This is a genomic window from Actinokineospora iranica, from assembly GCF_900101685.1.
Taxonomy (GTDB): domain Bacteria; phylum Actinomycetota; class Actinomycetes; order Mycobacteriales; family Pseudonocardiaceae; genus Actinokineospora; species Actinokineospora iranica.
Window position 1 is genome coordinate 272,269 of sequence record NZ_FMZZ01000005.1, and the last position, 17,806, is coordinate 290,074.

Below are 17,806 nucleotides of genomic sequence, written 5' to 3' on the forward strand. Positions count from 1 at the left end.
TCAGGCCACCCTTCGACCAGTGGCGCCGCGCAGCCCGCCGGGCTTGAGCACCAGGATGAGCACGAGCAGCAGGAACCCGAACGCGCTCTGGTAGGCCGAACTCAGGTACGCCGAGCCCAGCCCCTCCACGACGCCGAGCACGAGCCCGCCCGCCACCGCGCCCCACACGCTGCCCAGCCCGCCGACCACGACCACCACGAACGCGCTGAGCAGCACCTCGTCGGCCATGTACGGCGAGACCTGGAACGTGGGCGCGTAGGCGACCGCGGCGATCCCGGCGAGCAGCCCGGCGATGAGGAACGCCAGCGTGTACTGCCTGCGCATGGGGATGCCGAGCATCGCCGCCGCGCCGCGGTCCTGGGCCACCGCCCGCATCGCGCGGCCGAGCGAGGTCCGGGACAGGATCAGGTGCAGCGCGGTCAGCGCCAGCACCGCCAGCACGACCAGGGCCACCTTCACCCCGGACAGCGAGACCCCGCCGAACTCCACCAGCACCTGGTCGTAGGGGGTGTCCATCGAGCGGCCCTCGCCGCCGAACAGCCGCAGCGCCGTGTTCTGCAGGATCAGCATCAGTCCCAGCGCGACAGCGGGCGCCGCGGCGGGGTTGTCGATGATCCACCGGTAGGCGACGACCTCGGTCAGCACCGACACCGCGGCCCCGCAGGCGATCCCGACCAGCGCGGCGAGCGCGAACGGCAGACCCGCCGCGCTCGCCGACCAGGTCGCGTAGGCCGCCAGGACGATCACGCCCGCGTGCGCGAAGTTGGGGACCTCCATCACCCCGTACACCAGGGTGAGCCCCACCGCGACCACGGCGAACAGGCAGCCGAGGAAGACTCCGTTGACCAGTACCTGGATCACGCGCAGGTGTCCTCGGGGAAGACGGGGTCGACGACCGCCCCGTCACGGGTGTCGAACACCATCGCGCTGCGCAGCGTCCGCTTGCCCGCGCACCACGCGGTGACCTCGGAGGCGGTGCGCGCGTTGCGGCCGGTGAACAGCAGCCCGCCGTCGCCGGGCAGCCAGCCGCTGACCGTGCCCTCGGGAACCGTGATCTCGCTCAGCGCCTTCTGGATCTTCTCCGGGTCGGTGACGCTGTCGGCCTTGGTCATGGCCGCAGCCACGATGAACGGGAAGTCGTGCGCCCACATCGTCAGGTCCTGCGGGTACTCGTTGAACCGGGCCTGGTACGCCTCGGCGAAGGACTTGGCCGCGGGGTTGGCCGACGTGGTCGGCAGCGTCCCGGCGCAGTCGTAGTTGTCCTTCATGATCGAGTCGAACTGGGCGCCCAGGATCGCCTCGGCCTGGTCGGGGTTGACGCCGCTGCTGTGGATGACCGGGCCGGTGTAGCCGGACTGCCGAAGCTGCTTGAGCACCGGCAGGATCACCGCGGTCACGCTGGACAGGTAGACCGCGTCGGGCTTCGCGGCCAGCGCGGCGCCGATCGCGTTGCTGTAGTCGGTGGAGCTGAGCGGGAACTCGGCGGTCGCGGCGATGGCCACGCCCTCGGTCTGCGCCGACTTCGCCACCAGCTGCGTCAGGCCCTCGGCGTACGGCTCGCCCTTGGCGGTGATCACCGAGATGCTCTTGGTGCCCAGGTTGCGCTTGGCGTAGTGCAGGCAGCCGGGCACGTAGGTGGGCGACGCGCCGCGGGTGAGGAACAGGTTCTGGCTCAGGTCGAGGATGCCGGGGTAGCTGGAGTCGAGGATGTTGACCATCGGGATCGGCTGGCGCTTGAGCTGGGGGACGTAGGTGTCCGAGCCGAGCCCGTAGGCGATGACCGGGATCTTCTGGGCCTGGACCATCTCGCGCAGGGCGGTCACGCCGGTGGTCGCCGCGTCCGAGCGGTCGTCGGCGTAGCTGATCTCCAGGGTGCGCTTGCGGCCGCCGACGGTGAACCCGGTCTTGTTCAGCGCCTCCACGCCCATGGTCAGGGCGTTCTTCTGCGCCGGGCCGAGCGTGGAGTAGATGCCCGACAGGGACAGGATCGCCCCGACCTTGACGGTGTCGCCGTCGTTCGCGCCGCTCTGGGCGCCGCAGGCGGCCGACGCCGCGAACACCGCCGCCGCGGTCAGCGCCGCTGCTGATCTGGATCGCATGGGGAGTCCTTCGGGGGAGGGGAGTGATGGAGGGCACTGTAAGTACGAAATCCCGTGTTCACAAGAACGTCGTTCGAGATTGTCGAATCACGAGGGTGAGATACCGCCATTTGGCGTACCCGGAGTCGCTGTTACCGGCGATTCTTTGATGGCCCTTGCCCCGTCTGGTCGAACCTTGTTCGGCTATGCCGAATCCGCTACGGTGACTGGCTCCCGTCCCCCACGTCTCCCGGGAGCCGCCCCATGTCCCCGTTCACCAGCGCAGACGGCCTGCCGCTCCACCTCGCCGAGTGGCCCAGCCGCGGCGAGCCGCGCGGCGTCGTGCAGATCGCCCACGGCATGGGCGAGCACTCCGCCCGCTACGGCCGCGTCGCCGAGCACCTCGCGGGCCTGGGCTACGCCGTTTACGCCAACGACCACCGCGGCCACGGCCGCAGCATGGCGGGCGCCCCCGGCCACCTCGGCGCGCACGGCTGGACCCGGCTCGTGGCCGACCTGGCCGCGCTGGCCCGGCGGCTGCGCGACCGGCATCCCGGCCTGCCGCTGGTCCTCTTCGGGCACAGCATGGGCTCGTTCGCCCTGCAACACGGCCTGGTCGAGTACCCCGGCCTGGCCGACGCCGTCGTCCTGTCCGGCGCCACCGCGCTTGACCAGTTGGTGAGCGCCCCCGTCGACCCGGACTCCGGCGGGCTCTTCGCCGCCTTCAACGCCGCCTTCGCCCCGAACCGCACCGACTTCGACTGGCTCAGCCGCGACGAGTCCGAAGTGGACGCCTACATCGCCGACCCGCTGTGCGGCTTCGCCCTCGACGAGGCGGGCATGGCCGAACTCAACGCGGCCGCGCCCCGGATGGCCGAGCCGCCCGCCGCCGCGCCGACCCTGCCCGTCTACGTCATGGTCGGCGACCGCGACCCGCTCAACGGGGGCTTGGCCCTGTCCGACCTGCTGGTGCGCCGCTACCAGGCCGCGGGCCTGACCGACGTCACCTACCGCACTTACCCGGGCGCGCGCCACGAGCTGCTGAACGAGACCAACCGGGACGAGGTGACCGCCGACCTCACCGCCTGGCTCACCCGGGTGACGGGCCGGTAACCGGTCAGCCGGCCCCCTGGGCGCGCAGCGCCGCCACCGCGCCCAGGTCGTCCGGCTGGCCCTCGCCGTCGCGCTCGGCCTGGACGTGCCGCAGGTACGCGGCCGCCTCCCGGCCGACGCGCTGGTCGTCCCAGCCCAGCGCGACCCCCAGGATCTCGGCGGTCGCCTCGGCGGACTCCGCGCCGCGGTCGGCGGACTCGATGGCCAGCCGGACCCGGCGGGCCAGCACGTCGGTGACGGTGCGGGCGCCCTCGTGGGTCGCGGCGTAGCGGACCTCGGCGCGCAGGTAGGCGTCGCCGCTGGGCAGCGGCCGGGCGAGCGCGGGATCGGCGGCGATCAGGTCGAGGACTTCGCCGACGAGCGAGCCGTAGCGGCGCAGCAGCCGCTCGACCCGCTCGACGGGCAGGCCGTGGTCGCGGGCGAGCGCGGCCCGGCCGTTCCACAGCGCGTGGTAGCCCTCCGCGCCGACGAGTGGGATGTCCTCGGTCACCGACGCCGGGACGTCCCACTCGTCGGAGCCGAGACCGCGCACGGCCTCGTCCACCGCGTCCTTGGCCATCACCCGGTATGTCGTGTACTTGCCGCCCGCGACCACCACGAGCCCGGGCACGGGGGAGCCGACGATGTGCTCACGGGAGAGCTTGGTGGTGTCCTCGTCCTTTCCGGACAGCAGCGGTCGCAGCCCGGCGTAGACGCCGTCGATGTCGTCCTTGGTCAGCGGGGTGACCAGGACGCGGTTGACGTGGGTGAGCAGGTAATCGACGTCGGCCGCGCTCGCGGCGGGGTGCTCCTTGTCCAGGTCCCAGTCGGTGTCGGTGGTGCCGACGATCCAGTGCCGCTCCCAGGGGATGACGAACAGGACGCTCTTCTCCGTGCGCAGGATCAGGCCGGTCTGCGCGTCGATGCGGTCGCGCGGCACGAGCAGGTGGACGCCCTTGGACGCGCGCACCCGCACGCTCGCCGCGTCGGCGAGAGCCTGGGTCTCGTCTGTCCACACGCCGGTGGCGCTGATGACGCGCTTGGCCCGCACGCTGATCCGCTCGCCGGTTTCCTGGTCCGCGACAACCGCGCCCACGACCCGCTTACCGTCGCGCAGGTAGTCCACGACTTTGGCCTGGTTGGCGACCAGCGCGCCATAAGAGGCCGCCGTACGGACAAGAGACATGGTGTGCCGCGCGTCGTCCACTTGCGCGTCCCAGTACTGCACCGCGCCGACGAGCACGTCCGGGGACAGCCCGGGGGCCACCCGCAGCGCGTGCCGCTTGGTCAGGTGCCGGTGCCGCGGCGTCTCCCGGGACGCGCCCATGGTGTCGTAGAGCAGGATTCCGGCGCCGACGTACGGGCGTTCCCACACCCGGTGGGTCAGCGGGTAGAGGAACGGGACGGGCCGCACGAGGTGCGGGGCGAGCCGCCGCATCAGCAGGCCGCGTTCCCGCAGCGCTTCACGGACCAGGCCGAAGTCCAGCATCTCCAGGTAGCGCAGGCCGCCGTGGATGAGCTTGCTGGCCCGGCTCGACGTGCCAGACGCCCAGTCCCGTGCCTCGACCAGGCCCACGCGCAGCCCCCGGGTGGCCGCGTCGAGCGCGGCGCCCGCGCCGACCACGCCGCCGCCGATGACCAGGACGTCGAGTTCATCGCCGGAACCGAGCAGGCGCAGGGCCCGCGCGCGGTCTTCCGATGAGAGAGCGGCCGGTCGCATGTCGACTCCTCAGAGGATCGGAATATGACTGAATCAAGTACGACAATGTCGAACAACGTACACGCTAGAGTGAGCGCCGTGCCAGGGAGAATCCAGTCGGTCGAACGAGCGGCGGCCATCTTGCGCCTGCTGGCCTCGGGCGCCCGCCAGCTCGGCGTGGTCGAGCTGGCGAACGCGCTGCAACTGCCCAAGGGCACCGTGCACGGCATCCTGCAGACGCTGCAGCACGTCGGTTTCGTCGAACAGAGCCGCTCCGGCGGCAAGTACCGGCTCGGCGCGGCGCTGCTGCACCTGGGCAACAGCTACCTCGACGTCAACGAACTGCGCACCCGCGCGCTCAACTGGGCCGACTCCCTGGCCTCCCGCTCCCGCGAAAGCGTGCGCATCGGCTCCCTGCACGAGGGGCAGGTGCTGGTCGTCCACCACGTCTTCCGGCCCGACGACAGCCTCCAGGTCCTGGAGGTCGGCGCCCTGCTGCCCGCGCACGCCAGCGCCCTGGGCAAGGTGCTGCTCGCGTTCGACCTGCAAGGCGAGTCCCTGCTGGACGAGTTGGCCCTCAAGCGGTTCACCGCCCGCACGCTCACCACCCGGCGCGCGCTGACCGACGACCTGGAGCGGGTGCGCAAGCTGGGCTGGGGCGCCGAGGTCGAGGAGATGATCGACGGCGAGGCGGCCGTCGCCGCGCCCATCCACGACGACCGCGGCATCGCCGTCGGCGCGATCGGCGTGTCCGGCGCGATCGAGCGGGTCTGCGACGAGAACGGCAAGCCGCGCCTCGACCTGGTCTCCACGGTCCGCGACGCCGCCCGGTCGATCTCCCGGAACCTGGGCGCCCGCAAGTGGTAGCCGCTTGACTTCGCGGGTCCGGGTCGGAAGTATCGCCGTACCCGATTCGGCATTGTCGAACAACACAGTCGAACACTGCGAACAACACAGTCGAACACTGTCGATTGAACACAGTTGAACATGTCGAACGCCGAGTCGGGCCGCAGGCGCTCACCGCCGACCCCTGTGAGGACCCGTGACCACTGAGCCAGCCTTCGTCGCCGCCATCGACCAGGGCACCACATCCAGCCGCTGCATCGTCTTCGACCGCCGAGGCGGCATCGTCTCCGTCGCGCAGCGGGAGCACCGGCAGATCTTCCCCCGGCCCGGCTGGGTGGAGCACGACGCGGAAGAGATCTGGGCGAACGTCGTCCAGGTCGTCGAGGAAGCCCTGGACCTGGCCGACCTGCCGCGCACGCGACTGGCCGCGGTCGGCATCACCAACCAGCGCGAGACCACCCTGGTGTGGGACCGGGCCACCGGTCGGCCGGTGCACAACGCCATCACCTGGCAGGACACCCGCACCGACGAGCTGGTCCGCGAACTCGGCGGCGCCGTCGGCCAGGACCGGTTCCGCGAGCGGTGCGGGCTGCCGCTGGCAACGTACTTCTCCGGCCCCAAGCTGCGCTGGCTGCTGCGGACCGTCCCCGGCCTCGCCGAGCGCGCCGACCGCGGCGAGGTCCTGTTCGGCACCATGGACAGCTGGCTGATCTGGAAGCTCACCGGCGGCCTGCACATCACCGACGTCACCAACGCCAGCCGCACCATGCTGATGAACCTGGCCACCCTCGACTGGGACGACGCGATCCTCGCCGAGTTCGGCGTGCCCCGTGCCGCCCTGCCGGAGATCCGCCCGTCCTCGGCGGTCTACGGCACGGCGACCGGCGTCCTCGACGGCGTCCCGGTCGCCGCCGCGCTCGGCGACCAGCACGCGGCCCTGTTCGGCCAGACCGCGTTCTCGCCGGGCGACATCAAGAGCACCTACGGCACCGGCAGCTTCCTGCTCCTCAACACCGGGGAGAGCATCGTCCAATCAGGGCACGGGCTGCTCACCACGGTCGGCTACCAGATCGCGGGCCAGCGGGCCGTCTACGCGCTGGAGGGCTCGATCGCGGTCACCGGCTCCCTCGTGCAGTGGTTCCGCGACAAACTGGGCCTGATCAACAGCGCCGCCGAGATCGAGACCCTGGCGCGCACCGTCGCCGACAACGGCGGCTGCTACATCGTCCCCGCCTTCTCCGGCCTGTTCGCCCCGTACTGGCGCAGCGAGGCCCGCGGCGTCATCACCGGCCTCACCGGCTATGTCGACAAGGGCCACCTCGCCCGCGCAGCCCTTGAGGCGACCGCGTGGCAGACCCGCGAGGTCATGGACGCCATGCGCGCCGACACCGCCCTCGACGTCGGCGCCCTCCGCGTCGACGGCGGCATGACCGCCAACAACCTGCTGATGCAACTCCTCGCCGACACCCTCGACGTCCCGGTCACCCGCCCCACCGTCGCCGAGACCACCTGCCTGGGCGCCGCCTACGCCGCGGGCCTGGCCGTCGGCTACTGGCCCGACCTCGACGCCCTGCGCGCCAACTGGCACAAAGCGGCCGAATGGGCCCCCGCCATCGACCCGGCCACCCGCGCCCGCGGCCACCGCAAGTGGCGCAAAGCCGTGGAACGCTCCTTCGACTGGACCGACGAGGACGACCTTCCCCAGCCCGCCTGACCACCGGTCTTCCGGCGTCACCGGGCGTCCGCGCAACCGCCGCCCGCGCCAGGGGCGGCGGTGAACGCCCCGTCCACCAGGACGGGCACGTGGGCGCAGGCGTCGACCTCGGTGGCGATCACGACGTCGTCGGCGAAGCCCGCGGCGCGCAACTCGCGCCCGGACGCGCAGTCGCGAACCGCCGCCGCCACATCCACCACCACCGCCGCCGCCGCCCGCGCCGCCGCCGCTTCCGGTGACAGCGGCCCGCCGTCCCCCAGCGCCGCGATGACCGCGCCCGCGCCGAGCAGGTCCTCCACCGCGGGCCGCGGCGTGCCGTCCGGCCAGCGTTCCCCTGCCGCGATCACCGCCACCGGCGCCGCCGCTGTCCCCCACCCCCGCCCGGCCAACCAGCCCGCCACGGCCCCCGCGTTGCGCAGGCACGCGGCCACGACCGGCACGCCCCGCGCGGCCGCCGCGATCGCCGACCCGTTGGGCGAGGGCAGAACCAGCCGCCCGACCCGCGGCGCGGCCCGCAGCGCCGCGGGCGACAGCGACCACGGCGCCGCCGCTGTCGCGGCCCGCCGGCCCACCGCCAGCGCCGCGTCCTTGTCCTCGGCGAACCCCGCCGCCGTCTCGTCCCGCCACCGGTAGGGGAAGACCCGCGTCCCCCGATGGACGGCGACGGACACAGCCGTGGTGAACGACAGCACGTCCACGATCACCAGGCACGCGCTCGTCTCCGCGAGCGCCGCCGCCCCCGTCAGCCCCCAGTCGAACCGCACCCCGTATGGCGTCTGCCGAAAGTCATCCGTGATCATGCCGACAGTCAAGCGCGCCCAGCGAAGGCGTTGAATGGGCGCGTCCGCACCGCGACCGCCAGGAGCGCCATGACCCGCCCACCCGTCCCCCCGTTCGACGAGGCCAGTGCCCGCACGAAGGTGCAGGCCGCGGAAGACGCCTGGAACACCCGCGACCCCCAGCGCGTCGCCGCCGCCTACACCGCGGATTCGGTGTGGCGCAACCGGTCGGAGTTCATCACCGGCCACGACGAGATCGTCGCCTTCCTCACCCGCAAGTGGGAGCGCGAACTGGACTACGCCCTGCGCAAGTCCCTGTGGGCGTTCACCGGCAACCGCATCGCCGTCCGCTTCCAGTACGAATGGCACGACGAGGCTGGCCAGTGGTGGCGCAGCCACGGCAACGAGAACTGGGAGTTCACCCCGGAGGGCTACATGAGCCGCCGCGAGGCCAGCATCAACGACGTCCGCATCACCGAGGCCGACCGCCGCATCTTCGGCCCCCGCACCGGCGACGAGCCCGACATCCCGCTGCGCTGAGGCGCCCGGCGGTCTTGCCGCCGCGCGGCTACCGTGGGTCGGGTGCGGGTGGCGACGTGGAACGTGAACTCGGTCAAGCAGCGGGTGCCGCGGCTGCTGCCGTGGCTGGACCAGCGGCAGCCGGACGTCGTCTGCCTACAGGAGACCAAACTCGCCGACGACGCGTTCGCCGACCTGCTCGGCGCGGAACTCGACGCCCGCGGCTACCGGTTCGCCAGCCACGGCGAGGTGCAGTGGAACGGCGTGGCGATCCTGTCCCGGGCGGGGCTGGACGACGTCGTCCGGGGCGTCCCCGGCGCGCCGGGTTTCCCTCGGCCGGAGGCGCGGGCGGTGTCGGCGACGTGCGGCGGGGTCCGGGTGCACTCGGTGTACGTGCCCAACGGCCGCACCCCGGATTCCGAGCACTACCAGTACAAACTCGCCTGGCTGGCCGCCCTCCGCGACCAGGTGCGCGACGGACCCACCGAGGCGCTGGTGTGCGGCGACGTCAACATCGCCCCCGCCGACGCCGACGTCTTCGACCCGGCCGCCTACGTGGGCCACACGCACGTCACCCCACCCGAGCGCGCCGCCCTCGCCGCCCTCCAGGCCCTAGGCCTGCGCGACATCGTGCGCGACCGCTGGCCGGACGAGCGGGTCTTCACCTACTGGGACTATCGGGCCGGAATGTTCCACAAGGACCTGGGGATGCGCATCGACCTGGTGCTGGCCGCCACCCCGGTCGCGGCCCGGGTACGCGCCGCGTGGGTCGACCGCCACGCCCGCAAGGGCACCGGCCCCAGCGACCACGCCCCGGTGATAGTCGACCTGGACGAGGCCCCGGACGGCGACATCGGCCCGGTCGTGCCCCCGCCATCAGCCCGCTCACCCAAGCGCGGCACGGCCAAGCTGCCGCAGTCCCGCTGAGCCGGACACAAGTGTTTGAAATAGACTGTTCTGCTGGATCCCAAGTCTCCCTGATTGTTCCCGAGATGCCGATCTTCCGGAATCCGGCACCCCCCGTGACTCCTTGGTAGGAGCCACGCCTAGGATTCCCATCCATGATCAACACCCGGCGCGTGATCCGCGCCCTGTCACAGACTGTCTCGTCCTTCAAGGGCGGGGCAGCGATCTACGGTGTCGCGTTGGTGGCGGCCTGGTACGTGTCCGACTGGTACGGCATGGGCGTCATCGCCTGGTACGGCATGGGCTGAGTCACCCCTGGTCCCTCGGCCGCAGGCGCAGCGGCGCCGTCCGGTCCGCGGACTCGTCGAAGTGACTCTCGGGCAGGTGCTCGCGTCCTGAACGCGGCCCGGGAATCGGTTTCCCGGCGCGGTTCGCCGCGTCCCTGGCCCAGCGGGCGACCATTGTGGACTTCGCGTTCCCCAGTGCCGCCAACAGTTCGGCGGCTAGCTGCCACGCGGACGCGGCGAGGTCCCATTCGCCCGCCTCGTCGTGCGCCCGGCCGAGCAGTTCCAGCGCCCAGGCCCGGCCACGGCGTTCGCCCAGCTCGGAGTACGCCTCGACAGCCGCGCTCGCGGCGTTCGCCGCCCTGCTGTCCCGGTCGCGCAAATACGCTTCGGCCAGCACGCACAGCGTCTCCGCGGTCCCGGACCTGTTCATGGTGCGCCGGTGCAGGTCCAGCGCCTTCGTGGCGTAGGCCACCGCGGTGGCGGGCTCGTGGTTTTCCAGGTGCAACCGCGCGAGCGAGGTGATCACCTCACCGATGCCGCGATGGTCACCGATTTTTTGTCGGATAGCCAGGGCCAAATGGTACTGAGACATGGCCTCTCCGTACTCGTTTATGAGCCGGTGCGCGTTCCCCAGTTTGTTGTGCACATTGGCCTCGGCCCACTCTTTGTCCAAATTGGTGAACAGGTCCAGGCTGCGCCGGTAGTAGTCGATGGCGGTCATCGCATCCAGGCGGTCTAAATGGGAGGTGGCGAGGTTGTGCAGCGCCACCCCTTCGCCGTAGGTGTCCCCGCTGGCTTCGAACAGCCGATGGGCCCGGGTGGCGCAGTCGGCCGCCTGCTCGGGGAAACGCAGCTTGAGGTAGATGTGCGCGAGGTTGTTCAGCAGCCCCGCCTGACCGGTGCGGTCGCCGACCGCGATGGCCGTGGTCAGACCGATCCCGTTGACCTGCACGGCATCCGTGAGATCCATCAGCCGGATGAGGATGTCGTGGACGCAGGCCGCCAGGCGCCACGCGTGCTCGGGATGGCCGGTGACCGACGCCAGCCTGGTCATCGCGATGAGGTTGGCGCGTTCCTCGATGAACCAGCGCAGCGCGTCGGTGTCGGTCGCGAACGTCATCGGGTCGATCGGTTCGGCGGTGGGCAGCGGTGAGACGTCGTGGTTGTCCGGGGTGGCCGTGCTGCGGGCGACCCGCGCGTTCCGCAGGTACCCGTCGAGCATTCGGCGTCGCGCTTTTTGGGTCTCCGCGCCCCAATCCGGGGCGCGTTGGCCCGCGAAGACGTGCAGCAGGTCGTGGATCGAGTACCGGCCCGCCTGCTCCTGCTGGACGAGGTGGGCACCGATGAGCCGGTCCAGCGCGCCCGCGGTGGCGGCCTGGTCGAGGCCGCCGATCACCCGGGCGATGAACTCGCTGAACTGGGGACGCGGGTGCAGGCCCAACAGGCTGAACAGCCGCCGCGCGTCCTCGCTGAGGGCGTCGAACGACCAGGTGAACGCCGCCCGCAGCGTCGTGGTGGCGTCATCGCCGTAGCCGCCCGCGTCCAGGATGCGGTGCTCGTGGCGCAGTTCCTCGGCGAGGTCGCGCAGCGACACCGACGGCCGGGTTCCGGCGTGCAGGCCGACGATGCACAGCGCGAGCGGGAGACCGCCGGTGAGATCGGCGAATTCCGCCGCTGCGGCGGGTTCGGCGTCGACCCGGGAGCCGAGCAGCTTGCGCAACAGCAGGCGCGCCTCGACGGCGGTCAGCGGCGGCAGGATGATTCGGTGCGCGCCGTCCTGGAGCAGCTTGGTCAGGACTTGCCTGCTGGAGATCACCACCGGGACCCCGCTAATCGCGCCGAGCAGGGGAGCCGCGTGGTCGCTGTCGCGGACGTTGTCCAGGAGGAAGATCAGCCGTTTCCTCCCGATGACGTGGCGCAGCAGCGCGCCGCGGTCGGCGACGCCGTGCGGCAGTCGGTCTTGCGGGACACCGAGTTCGCGCAGGAAGGTGGCCAGCACGATGTCCGGTTCGACCGGCGTCGACCGCGAATAGCCTTGCAGGTCCGCGTACAGCACGCCGTCGGGGAACCGGCCTTGGCGGGCGCGCGCCCAGTGCTGCAGCAGCGCGGTCTTGCCGACCCCGGCCGGTCCGTCGACGATGACGACTTCCTCGCCGCCCGCGATCGCCTTGTCCAGCAGGCGCAACAGCTCTTCGCGGCCGGTGAAGTGCGGTGGCTGCCGCGGCGGGGCCACGGTGAGCGCTCGCGCCCTGGCCGCGGGTTCTGGGCTGGAAAGCTTGCGGTACCAGCCTTCCAGAGTCGCGCTCGGCGGCACGCCAAGCTCCTGCTCGATCCGTTTCACGAAGCCCCGGTAGAAGGTGGTGACCTGGCCCGCGCGGCCTGACCCGTGCAGCGCGCGCATCCACTGGATGGCGAAGGTCTCGTCGTGGCGGTGCTCGGTGCGCAGGGACCGCAGGCGGTGCAGGACGAACTCGTGCTCGCCCAAGTGCAGCTTCGCGTCGAACAACCCGTGGTGGGCCGGGAGCAAGTCGTTGTCGATCAGCGAGTCGGCCGTTTCGCGGCCGCGGGCGGTGTCCAGGTCCGCCAAGGGTTTGCCGCGCCACAGGGAGACAGCCTGGTCGAAGTGCGTAGCGGCCGCGATGTGGTCGCCCTTGCGGACGGCGGTGTGGCCCCGGTTCACCAGCGAAGTGAACCGGTGGTAGTCGATAAGCTGCGCGTACACCTCGATTAGATACCCGCCGTCGACGGTCTTCAGGTCGGCGGGTGAACGTGAACGGATGAGCGCGTTCCGCGCGCGGGCGGCATATGTCCGCAGGGTCTTGCGGGCGTCGGGTGGCCGGTCGTCATCCCAGAGGTTCTCGATCAGCAGGTCGGTGCTGACTCTTTTGTTGGGGTTCAACAACAACAGGGCCAGCAGTGCCCGGGGCTTGCGGTGCCCTAAATTCCGCGACTGACCGTCCACGAATAGCCTGATCGGCCCAAGGATGCGAAATTCCACCGATACTTCCCCCCTTGGCAGGAATCACTCGGGATATCGAGTGTGACCCGCCTGTGATCAGCCGAACAAGACCTTCCGCGCCCGTTACTGAATCGTTACTCCTGGTGTTCTGTCGACTGCAACCGGACTGCAAGCCGACTGTCCGGTCGATGGGCCAGCGTCTTCGCCGGAGGGTTACGTCGGGGAGGGGCGGAAGATGTATGAACCTGAGTGGGCGGCCGTGCCGATCGGCATGGACGCGGACCGGTGGGTGACCAGGGCCGAGTGCCGCAAGGTGGTTGTCGCGGTGCACACCCTGGTCGCGGGCCAGCGGTTGCTCGACGTGGTGGATTTGGTGGAGTCGGACCCGCGCGTGCAGGTGGTCTACACCCGGGCGCCGGATGTGTTCGGGGCGGGGGTGAGTGGGTTCCTGCGGTCGATCGGGGCGTTGGAGATCCCTTGGGCGCAGGCGGTTCGGGAGCGGTTCGACCTCGCCATCGCGGCGGCCTACGGCGGTGTCGACCAGCTGCACGGGCCGCTGGTGCTGCTGCCGCACGGGGCGGGATATGGCAAGCGGGCCAACGGAATCGGCGGGGAGAACGGCCCGGTGTACGGGCTTGACGCGCAGCGGCTGCTCCGCGACGGGCGGGTGCTGCCGTCGGTGCTGGTGCTGTCCCACGACGAGCAGCGCGACGTGCTCGCCGAGCAGTGCCCGCCCGCCATCGACGCGGCGCTCGTGGCGGGCGACCCCTGCTACGACCGCATGGTGCTCAGCGCGAAGTCGCGCGAGCGCTACCGGCGCGCGCTGGGCGTGCGGCGTGGCCGCGAGTTGGTGCTGGTCGCCTCGACGTGGGGGCGGACTTCGCTGGTGGGCCGGGATCTGCCGCTGTTCGCCAGGTTGCAGCGGGAGCTGGACCCCAAGCGGTTCCAGGTGGCCGCGACGATCCACCCCGCGGTCTGGGGCGGCCACGGCAAGCGGCAGCTGCGCGCCTGGCTGGAGCGGCCGATGGCGCGGGGGCTGATCCTGGTCGAGCCCGAGGTCGACTGGCGGCCCGCGGTGATCGCTGCCGACCACGTCATCGGCGACCACGGGTCGACCAGCGTCTACGCCGCGGCGATCGGGCGCTCGGTGCTGGCGGCCGACAGCCCCGAGCGCGACCTCGATCCCGGTTCGCCGCAAGCGTTGCTGGCGGACAAGGCGCCGAGGTGGAAACCAGGCCAGCGCGCGGAGCCGCAGCTGCGCCGGGCGGCCAAGCGGCTCGACGGCTCGCTGCGCGCCGCGGTCGCCGCCCGGCTCACCTCGCGGCCGGGCCAGTCGCACCGGGTGCTGCGGGAGAAGCTGTACCAGCTCCTGCGGCTGCCCATTCCGGGCAAGCACCGGCGTCCGGACCCGATTCCGGCGCCGGACTTGGGAATCGGGGGGCGACGTCATGCGTGAGGCCGCCGACCCGGTCCTGGTGCGCTGGCGCGGCGCCGACCGCGCGGCCCGGCAGAGCGCGGATGTGCTGCTGGGCGAGCACACCGATCCGGTCGCCGCGCTGGCCTGGATTCTCCGGGTCTTCGCGGAGTACCCGGGCTGCTTCGCCGCGGCCGCCCGGCATGTCGGCGGACACTGGTGTCTCGTCGCCGTAATGATCCACAAAGGACGTCCAGAGTGGATGATCCTGAGCGGTGGGCTGAGCGAGGACGCCACGGAGAACGCTGTGCGGTTCTTCTGCCAGACGGTCCTGACGGAGGTGTCCACATGCCCGTGATCGCGGTGGCGGGTGTGGTCAACATCCGGATGTCCTGTGCCGTCGAGGAGTTCCCGGTGCCGCTGATCTCCAGCAGGCGGCTCCCCAACGGACTCGACATGCGACTGTCCGGCACCGGCATGATCGTCGCGAGGACCGCGGCGGCGCTCGGCTCCCAGGTCGCCCTGGCGACCTACGTCGGCGCGGACCCGCTGGGCCTGGCGGCCGCGCAATGCCTGCGAGAGGAGGGTTTCTACGGCCCAGGGGTCCAGGTGTGCGCCACCCAGCCCCGGGCGATGGTGCTCTACGACAAGGCGGGCACCCGGTCCGGCACCAGCGACCTGCGGGACACCCCCGCGCTGCGCTACCCGGCCGAGGTGTTCGCGGCGCTGGTCGGGGACGGGTGCGATTTGGCCGTGCTGACCAACATCGGATTCACCAGGCCGCTGATCCGGGTCGCCGCCGAGCGCGGCATCCCGTTCGTGACGGACCTGCATGTGGTCGACGCCGAGGACAGCGCGCACAACCGGGAGTGGATGGCCGCGGCGCACGTGCTGGTCTGCTCGCACGAGGCGCTGCCGCACGGCCCGGTGGCCTGGATCGAGGCCATGTGGTCCCGCTACGGCGCAGACCTCGTGGTCGTCGGCCGCGGCGCGGACGGCGCGCTGCTGGGCGTGCGGACCGGCAGCCAGGTGTGGCACGTCGCCGCCGGCACACCGCGCGGCGTCCGGTACGTCAGCGGCGCGGGCGACACGCTCGTCGGGTCGCTGGCGCACCACTACGCCGAGAGCGGCGACCCGGTGTCGGCGCTGCGGCACGCGGTGCTGACCGCGGGGTGGGCCATCGGCGGCGGGCCGGACCAGCCGCGGCAGCCGAGCGCCGCGGGACTGGCCGAGGTGCGCGCCGCGCACGGGCTGCCGCTGGTCCGGCGCGTGCGGTGACCAGGTCCGGCCGCCCCGTTGTCAGGACGGGGCGGCCGGACCCAGGCCCAACCGGTCCAGAATGGCCTCGGCTTCCTCGATGTGCCGCCGCTCTCCGTCGGGGTCCGCCACCACTCGGGACCATTGGGCCAAGGCCCGGTGGGCTTGCGCGGTCTCGTATTCGGCATCCTGCGCGGCCAACGTGACCAACGCGGACCGCAGCAGGTCGCCCGCGGCCGTGTGCTCGCCGAGCCGGAGCCGGGCCCGCCCGAGTTCGAGCGTGACGCGCGCGTGGTTGTACGGGTCGGCGTCGGGCAGCCCGGACAGGACCGCCCGCGCCTCCGCGAGGTGCTCGACCGCCCGCTCCACTTGGCCTGCGGCGACGCAGGCCTTGCCCAACTCGGTCAACAGCAGCCCGACCGCGCGCGGCGCGGTCCCTTGGCGCATGGTCGCCAGGGCCGCCTCGAACTCGGCGATCACGTCCACATGCCTGCCGCGCGCCCGGTGCAGCATCGCCAGGCTCTTGCGCGCGCTGGACTCCGCCGCCCGGTCGCCGCGATCACGGGCGGCCCGCAGCGTCTCCCCGATGTGGTGCTCGGCCTGGTCGTACTCGCCGAGTTCGGTGAGCGTGCGCGCCAGCCGCTTGCGCATCTTGTTCTCCACGGCCGCGTCACCGGACTCGATGGCCGCGTCGAGGGCGAGTTCAAGCACCTCGACGGCCTCGACGTGGTGTTTGTGCAGGATGAACAGCGGCAGCATCGCGTAACCGAGACCGGTGACGGTGTCGAACCAGCGCCGCTCGAACGCCGCCCGCATGACCAGCACGAGGTCGCCGCGCACCTGCTCCAGCCAGTCCAGCGCCGACCGGTGCTCGCGCACCTGCGGCGGGTGCAGGGCCTCGGTGTCGCGGTCCCACGGCAGCCGGGGGCGGGCGGGCATGACCGTGCGGCTCGCCGCGCGGGTCGCGGCGACGTGCCAGTCCACGATGCGGCGCAGGACGTCGGTGGCGTCGTCCCGCGCGGCGCCCAGCACCCTGGCGTGCACCCGGACCAGGTTGTGCAGGCGGTGCCAGCCGTCGTCCGGCTCGTCCAGCAGGCTGGCGTCGAGCAGGTCGTCGATGGCCTCCGCCGCCCGGTCGAGGTCGAGGCCGGTCGCCGCGGCGACGAGTTCCGGGCTGACCAGCGCGCCCGGGTGCAGCCCCAGCGCGCGGTAGGCGGCGGCCGCGGGCTCGGGCAGGTCCCGGTACGCCAGGTCGAACGCGGCCCGCACGGAGTAGTCGTCTTCCACTGACAGCACGTCCAATCTGCGGTGTTCGTCGCGCAGGCGCTCCACCATCCACCCCAGGGACCGGCGCGGCCTCGACAGGATCAGCGCCGCCGACACGCACAGCGCGATCGGCAGGCCGCCGCACAGGTCCGCCAGGGCCTCCGCGTGCTCCTGCTCGTCGCGCACCCGCTCGGCGCCCAGGTAGCTCGCGAGCAGGTCCACCGAGCTCGCCACCTCCAGCGGGTTCACCGGCACCGCGACCGCCCCGCTCGCCATCAACGCGACCAGCGGCCGCCTGCTCGTGGCGACCACGACGCTCTCCGGCGACCCGGGAAGCAGCGCGCGCACCTGCGCGGACGAGCACACGTCGTCCAGCAGCACCGCGAGCGGCTTGGTCGCGGTCAGGGACCGGAACAGCGTGGCCCGCTCGGCCAGCGTCACCGGGACGTGCTCGGGCTGCACGCCCAGCGCCCGCAGGAAGCCGCCCAGCACGTCCTCCACGGGCACCGGCTGCCCGCCTGCCTGCGTCAGTTCGGCGTACAGCTGCCCGGCCGGAAACCGGTCGCCGATTTGCGCGAGCCACCGCAGCGCCAACGCGGTCTTGCCGACCCCGCCCGCTCCGCGCAGCACCACCACACAGGGTCCGGATCGCGACGAATTTCGGACCGCGAGGGACAATTCACCCAGTTCGCGGTTGCGATTAGTGAAATGTTCTGGTGGTGAGTGCAACTGCCGGGGGACGATACGCCCACCGGGTGGCGTCGCGTTGGCGAAGTATACGTCGCCGTGGATGTTGGCAGCCTGCACCACTGAACCGGTTGAGGTGCCCGAGATCGCATTGTCCGTGTGGTGGTTGTCCCTGTCTGGTGGTTCCACCGAGCCCCCTCGACGGTGTTCTCGCAGCTGAGCGTACGGCAAGTCGGCTGATCCCAGTGTTGAATGGGAATTTGTTCACCTGTATTCCGTACCATCGGGAGACTCTCGGTTAGC

Annotated in this window: 15 protein-coding genes; 9 read left to right on the forward strand and 6 right to left on the reverse strand. The window is 71.7% G+C overall.

The window, feature by feature from the left end; translation table 11 throughout:
- The gene (locus BLS56_RS13180) at nt 1-861 is read right to left on the reverse strand and encodes a branched-chain amino acid ABC transporter permease (RefSeq protein ID WP_091450298.1); all 861 of its coding nucleotides are present in this window, start codon (nt 859-861) and stop codon (nt 1-3) included.
- Entirely contained in the window at nt 858-2,099 is a 1,242-nt protein-coding gene (locus BLS56_RS13185) for an ABC transporter substrate-binding protein (RefSeq protein ID WP_091450299.1), read from the reverse strand. The genes BLS56_RS13180 and BLS56_RS13185 overlap by 4 nt, the downstream gene beginning before the upstream one ends.
- Before the next feature lie 243 nt (nt 2,100-2,342).
- Between BLS56_RS13185 and BLS56_RS13190 the strand changes: the two genes are divergently transcribed.
- Nucleotides 2,343-3,191 (forward strand): alpha/beta hydrolase, encoded by an 849-nt coding sequence (locus BLS56_RS13190; RefSeq protein ID WP_091450300.1) that lies wholly within the window; start codon nt 2,343-2,345, stop codon nt 3,189-3,191.
- 4 nt (nt 3,192-3,195) lie between these two features.
- On the opposite strand, the gene BLS56_RS13195 is transcribed toward BLS56_RS13190, so the two are convergent.
- Complete coding sequence (locus BLS56_RS13195) at nt 3,196-4,890, reverse strand: glycerol-3-phosphate dehydrogenase/oxidase (RefSeq protein WP_091450301.1); 1,695 nt, start codon at nt 4,888-4,890, stop codon at nt 3,196-3,198.
- A 78-nt stretch (nt 4,891-4,968) separates the two neighbouring features.
- On the opposite strand from BLS56_RS13195, the gene BLS56_RS13200 reads away from it, so the two are divergent.
- Both BLS56_RS13200 and glpK read left to right on the forward strand, forming a co-directional pair.
- The gene (locus BLS56_RS13200) at nt 4,969-5,736 is read left to right on the forward strand and encodes an IclR family transcriptional regulator (protein WP_091450302.1); all 768 of its coding nucleotides are present in this window, start codon (nt 4,969-4,971) and stop codon (nt 5,734-5,736) included.
- 175 nt (nt 5,737-5,911) lie between these two features.
- A complete protein-coding gene (gene glpK / locus BLS56_RS13205) occupies nt 5,912-7,429 on the forward strand; it encodes a glycerol kinase GlpK (protein WP_091450303.1) in 1,518 nt (505 codons plus the stop codon).
- A 17-nt stretch (nt 7,430-7,446) separates the two neighbouring features.
- On the opposite strand, the gene BLS56_RS13210 is transcribed toward glpK, so the two are convergent.
- Complete coding sequence (locus tag BLS56_RS13210; RefSeq protein WP_091450304.1) at nt 7,447-8,229, reverse strand: 2-phosphosulfolactate phosphatase; 783 nt, start codon at nt 8,227-8,229, stop codon at nt 7,447-7,449.
- A gap of 69 nt (nt 8,230-8,298) precedes the next feature.
- Here BLS56_RS13210 and BLS56_RS13215 point away from each other — a divergent pair, with 69 nt between their 5' ends.
- From BLS56_RS13215 to BLS56_RS31385, 3 genes are all read left to right on the forward strand, one after another.
- Nucleotides 8,299-8,748, forward strand: coding sequence for a nuclear transport factor 2 family protein (locus BLS56_RS13215; protein ID WP_091450305.1), 450 nt, complete (start codon nt 8,299-8,301; stop codon nt 8,746-8,748).
- A gap of 33 nt (nt 8,749-8,781) precedes the next feature.
- Nucleotides 8,782-9,654 (forward strand): exodeoxyribonuclease III, encoded by an 873-nt coding sequence (locus BLS56_RS13220; protein ID WP_091450306.1) that lies wholly within the window; start codon nt 8,782-8,784, stop codon nt 9,652-9,654.
- Between the two features lie 134 nt (nt 9,655-9,788).
- Entirely contained in the window at nt 9,789-9,941 is a 153-nt protein-coding gene (locus BLS56_RS31385) for a hypothetical protein (protein WP_175482803.1), read from the forward strand.
- A 1-nt stretch (nt 9,942) separates the two neighbouring features.
- Here BLS56_RS31385 and BLS56_RS13225 read toward each other — a convergent pair whose 3' ends face one another.
- Complete coding sequence (locus tag BLS56_RS13225) at nt 9,943-12,918, reverse strand: AfsR/SARP family transcriptional regulator (RefSeq protein ID WP_091450307.1); 2,976 nt, start codon at nt 12,916-12,918, stop codon at nt 9,943-9,945.
- Between the two features lie 196 nt (nt 12,919-13,114).
- On the opposite strand from BLS56_RS13225, the gene BLS56_RS13230 reads away from it, so the two are divergent.
- From BLS56_RS13230 to BLS56_RS13240, 3 genes are read left to right on the forward strand one after another with little or no spacing between them, the layout of a single operon-like run.
- The gene (locus tag BLS56_RS13230) at nt 13,115-14,335 is read left to right on the forward strand and encodes a hypothetical protein (RefSeq protein WP_091450308.1); all 1,221 of its coding nucleotides are present in this window, start codon (nt 13,115-13,117) and stop codon (nt 14,333-14,335) included.
- Nucleotides 14,328-14,651 (forward strand): hypothetical protein, encoded by a 324-nt coding sequence (locus BLS56_RS13235; protein WP_091450309.1) that lies wholly within the window; start codon nt 14,328-14,330, stop codon nt 14,649-14,651. The genes BLS56_RS13230 and BLS56_RS13235 overlap by 8 nt, the downstream gene beginning before the upstream one ends.
- Nucleotides 14,642-15,571 (forward strand): carbohydrate kinase family protein, encoded by a 930-nt coding sequence (locus BLS56_RS13240; RefSeq protein WP_091450310.1) that lies wholly within the window; start codon nt 14,642-14,644, stop codon nt 15,569-15,571. Before BLS56_RS13235 ends, BLS56_RS13240 begins: the two co-directional genes overlap by 10 nt.
- 21 nt (nt 15,572-15,592) lie before the next feature.
- Here the strand turns inward: BLS56_RS13240 and BLS56_RS13245 are convergent, their stop codons facing one another.
- Complete coding sequence (locus BLS56_RS13245) at nt 15,593-17,692, reverse strand: NB-ARC domain-containing protein (RefSeq protein ID WP_324187519.1); 2,100 nt, start codon at nt 17,690-17,692, stop codon at nt 15,593-15,595.
- Nucleotides 17,693-17,806 lie beyond the last annotated feature (114 nt).

Excerpts from the sequence above, each read along its gene's own strand:
- BLS56_RS13185 (WP_091450299.1), bottom strand. The coding sequence starts at position 2,099 with ATGCGATCCAGATCAGCAGCGGCGCTGACCGCGGCGGCGGTGTTCGCG.
- BLS56_RS13190 (WP_091450300.1), top strand. The coding sequence starts at position 2,343 with ATGTCCCCGTTCACCAGCGCAGACGGCCTGCCGCTCCACCTCGCCGAG.
- BLS56_RS13195 (WP_091450301.1), bottom strand. The coding sequence starts at position 4,890 with ATGCGACCGGCCGCTCTCTCATCGGAAGACCGCGCGCGGGCCCTGCGC.
- BLS56_RS13210 (WP_091450304.1), bottom strand. The coding sequence starts at position 8,229 with ATGATCACGGATGACTTTCGGCAGACGCCATACGGGGTGCGGTTCGAC.
- BLS56_RS13215 (WP_091450305.1), top strand. The coding sequence starts at position 8,299 with ATGACCCGCCCACCCGTCCCCCCGTTCGACGAGGCCAGTGCCCGCACG.
- BLS56_RS31385 (WP_175482803.1), top strand. The coding sequence starts at position 9,789 with ATGATCAACACCCGGCGCGTGATCCGCGCCCTGTCACAGACTGTCTCG.
- BLS56_RS13230 (WP_091450308.1), top strand. The coding sequence starts at position 13,115 with ATGTATGAACCTGAGTGGGCGGCCGTGCCGATCGGCATGGACGCGGAC.
- BLS56_RS13235 (WP_091450309.1), top strand. The coding sequence starts at position 14,328 with ATGCGTGAGGCCGCCGACCCGGTCCTGGTGCGCTGGCGCGGCGCCGAC.
- BLS56_RS13240 (WP_091450310.1), top strand. The coding sequence starts at position 14,642 with ATGCCCGTGATCGCGGTGGCGGGTGTGGTCAACATCCGGATGTCCTGT.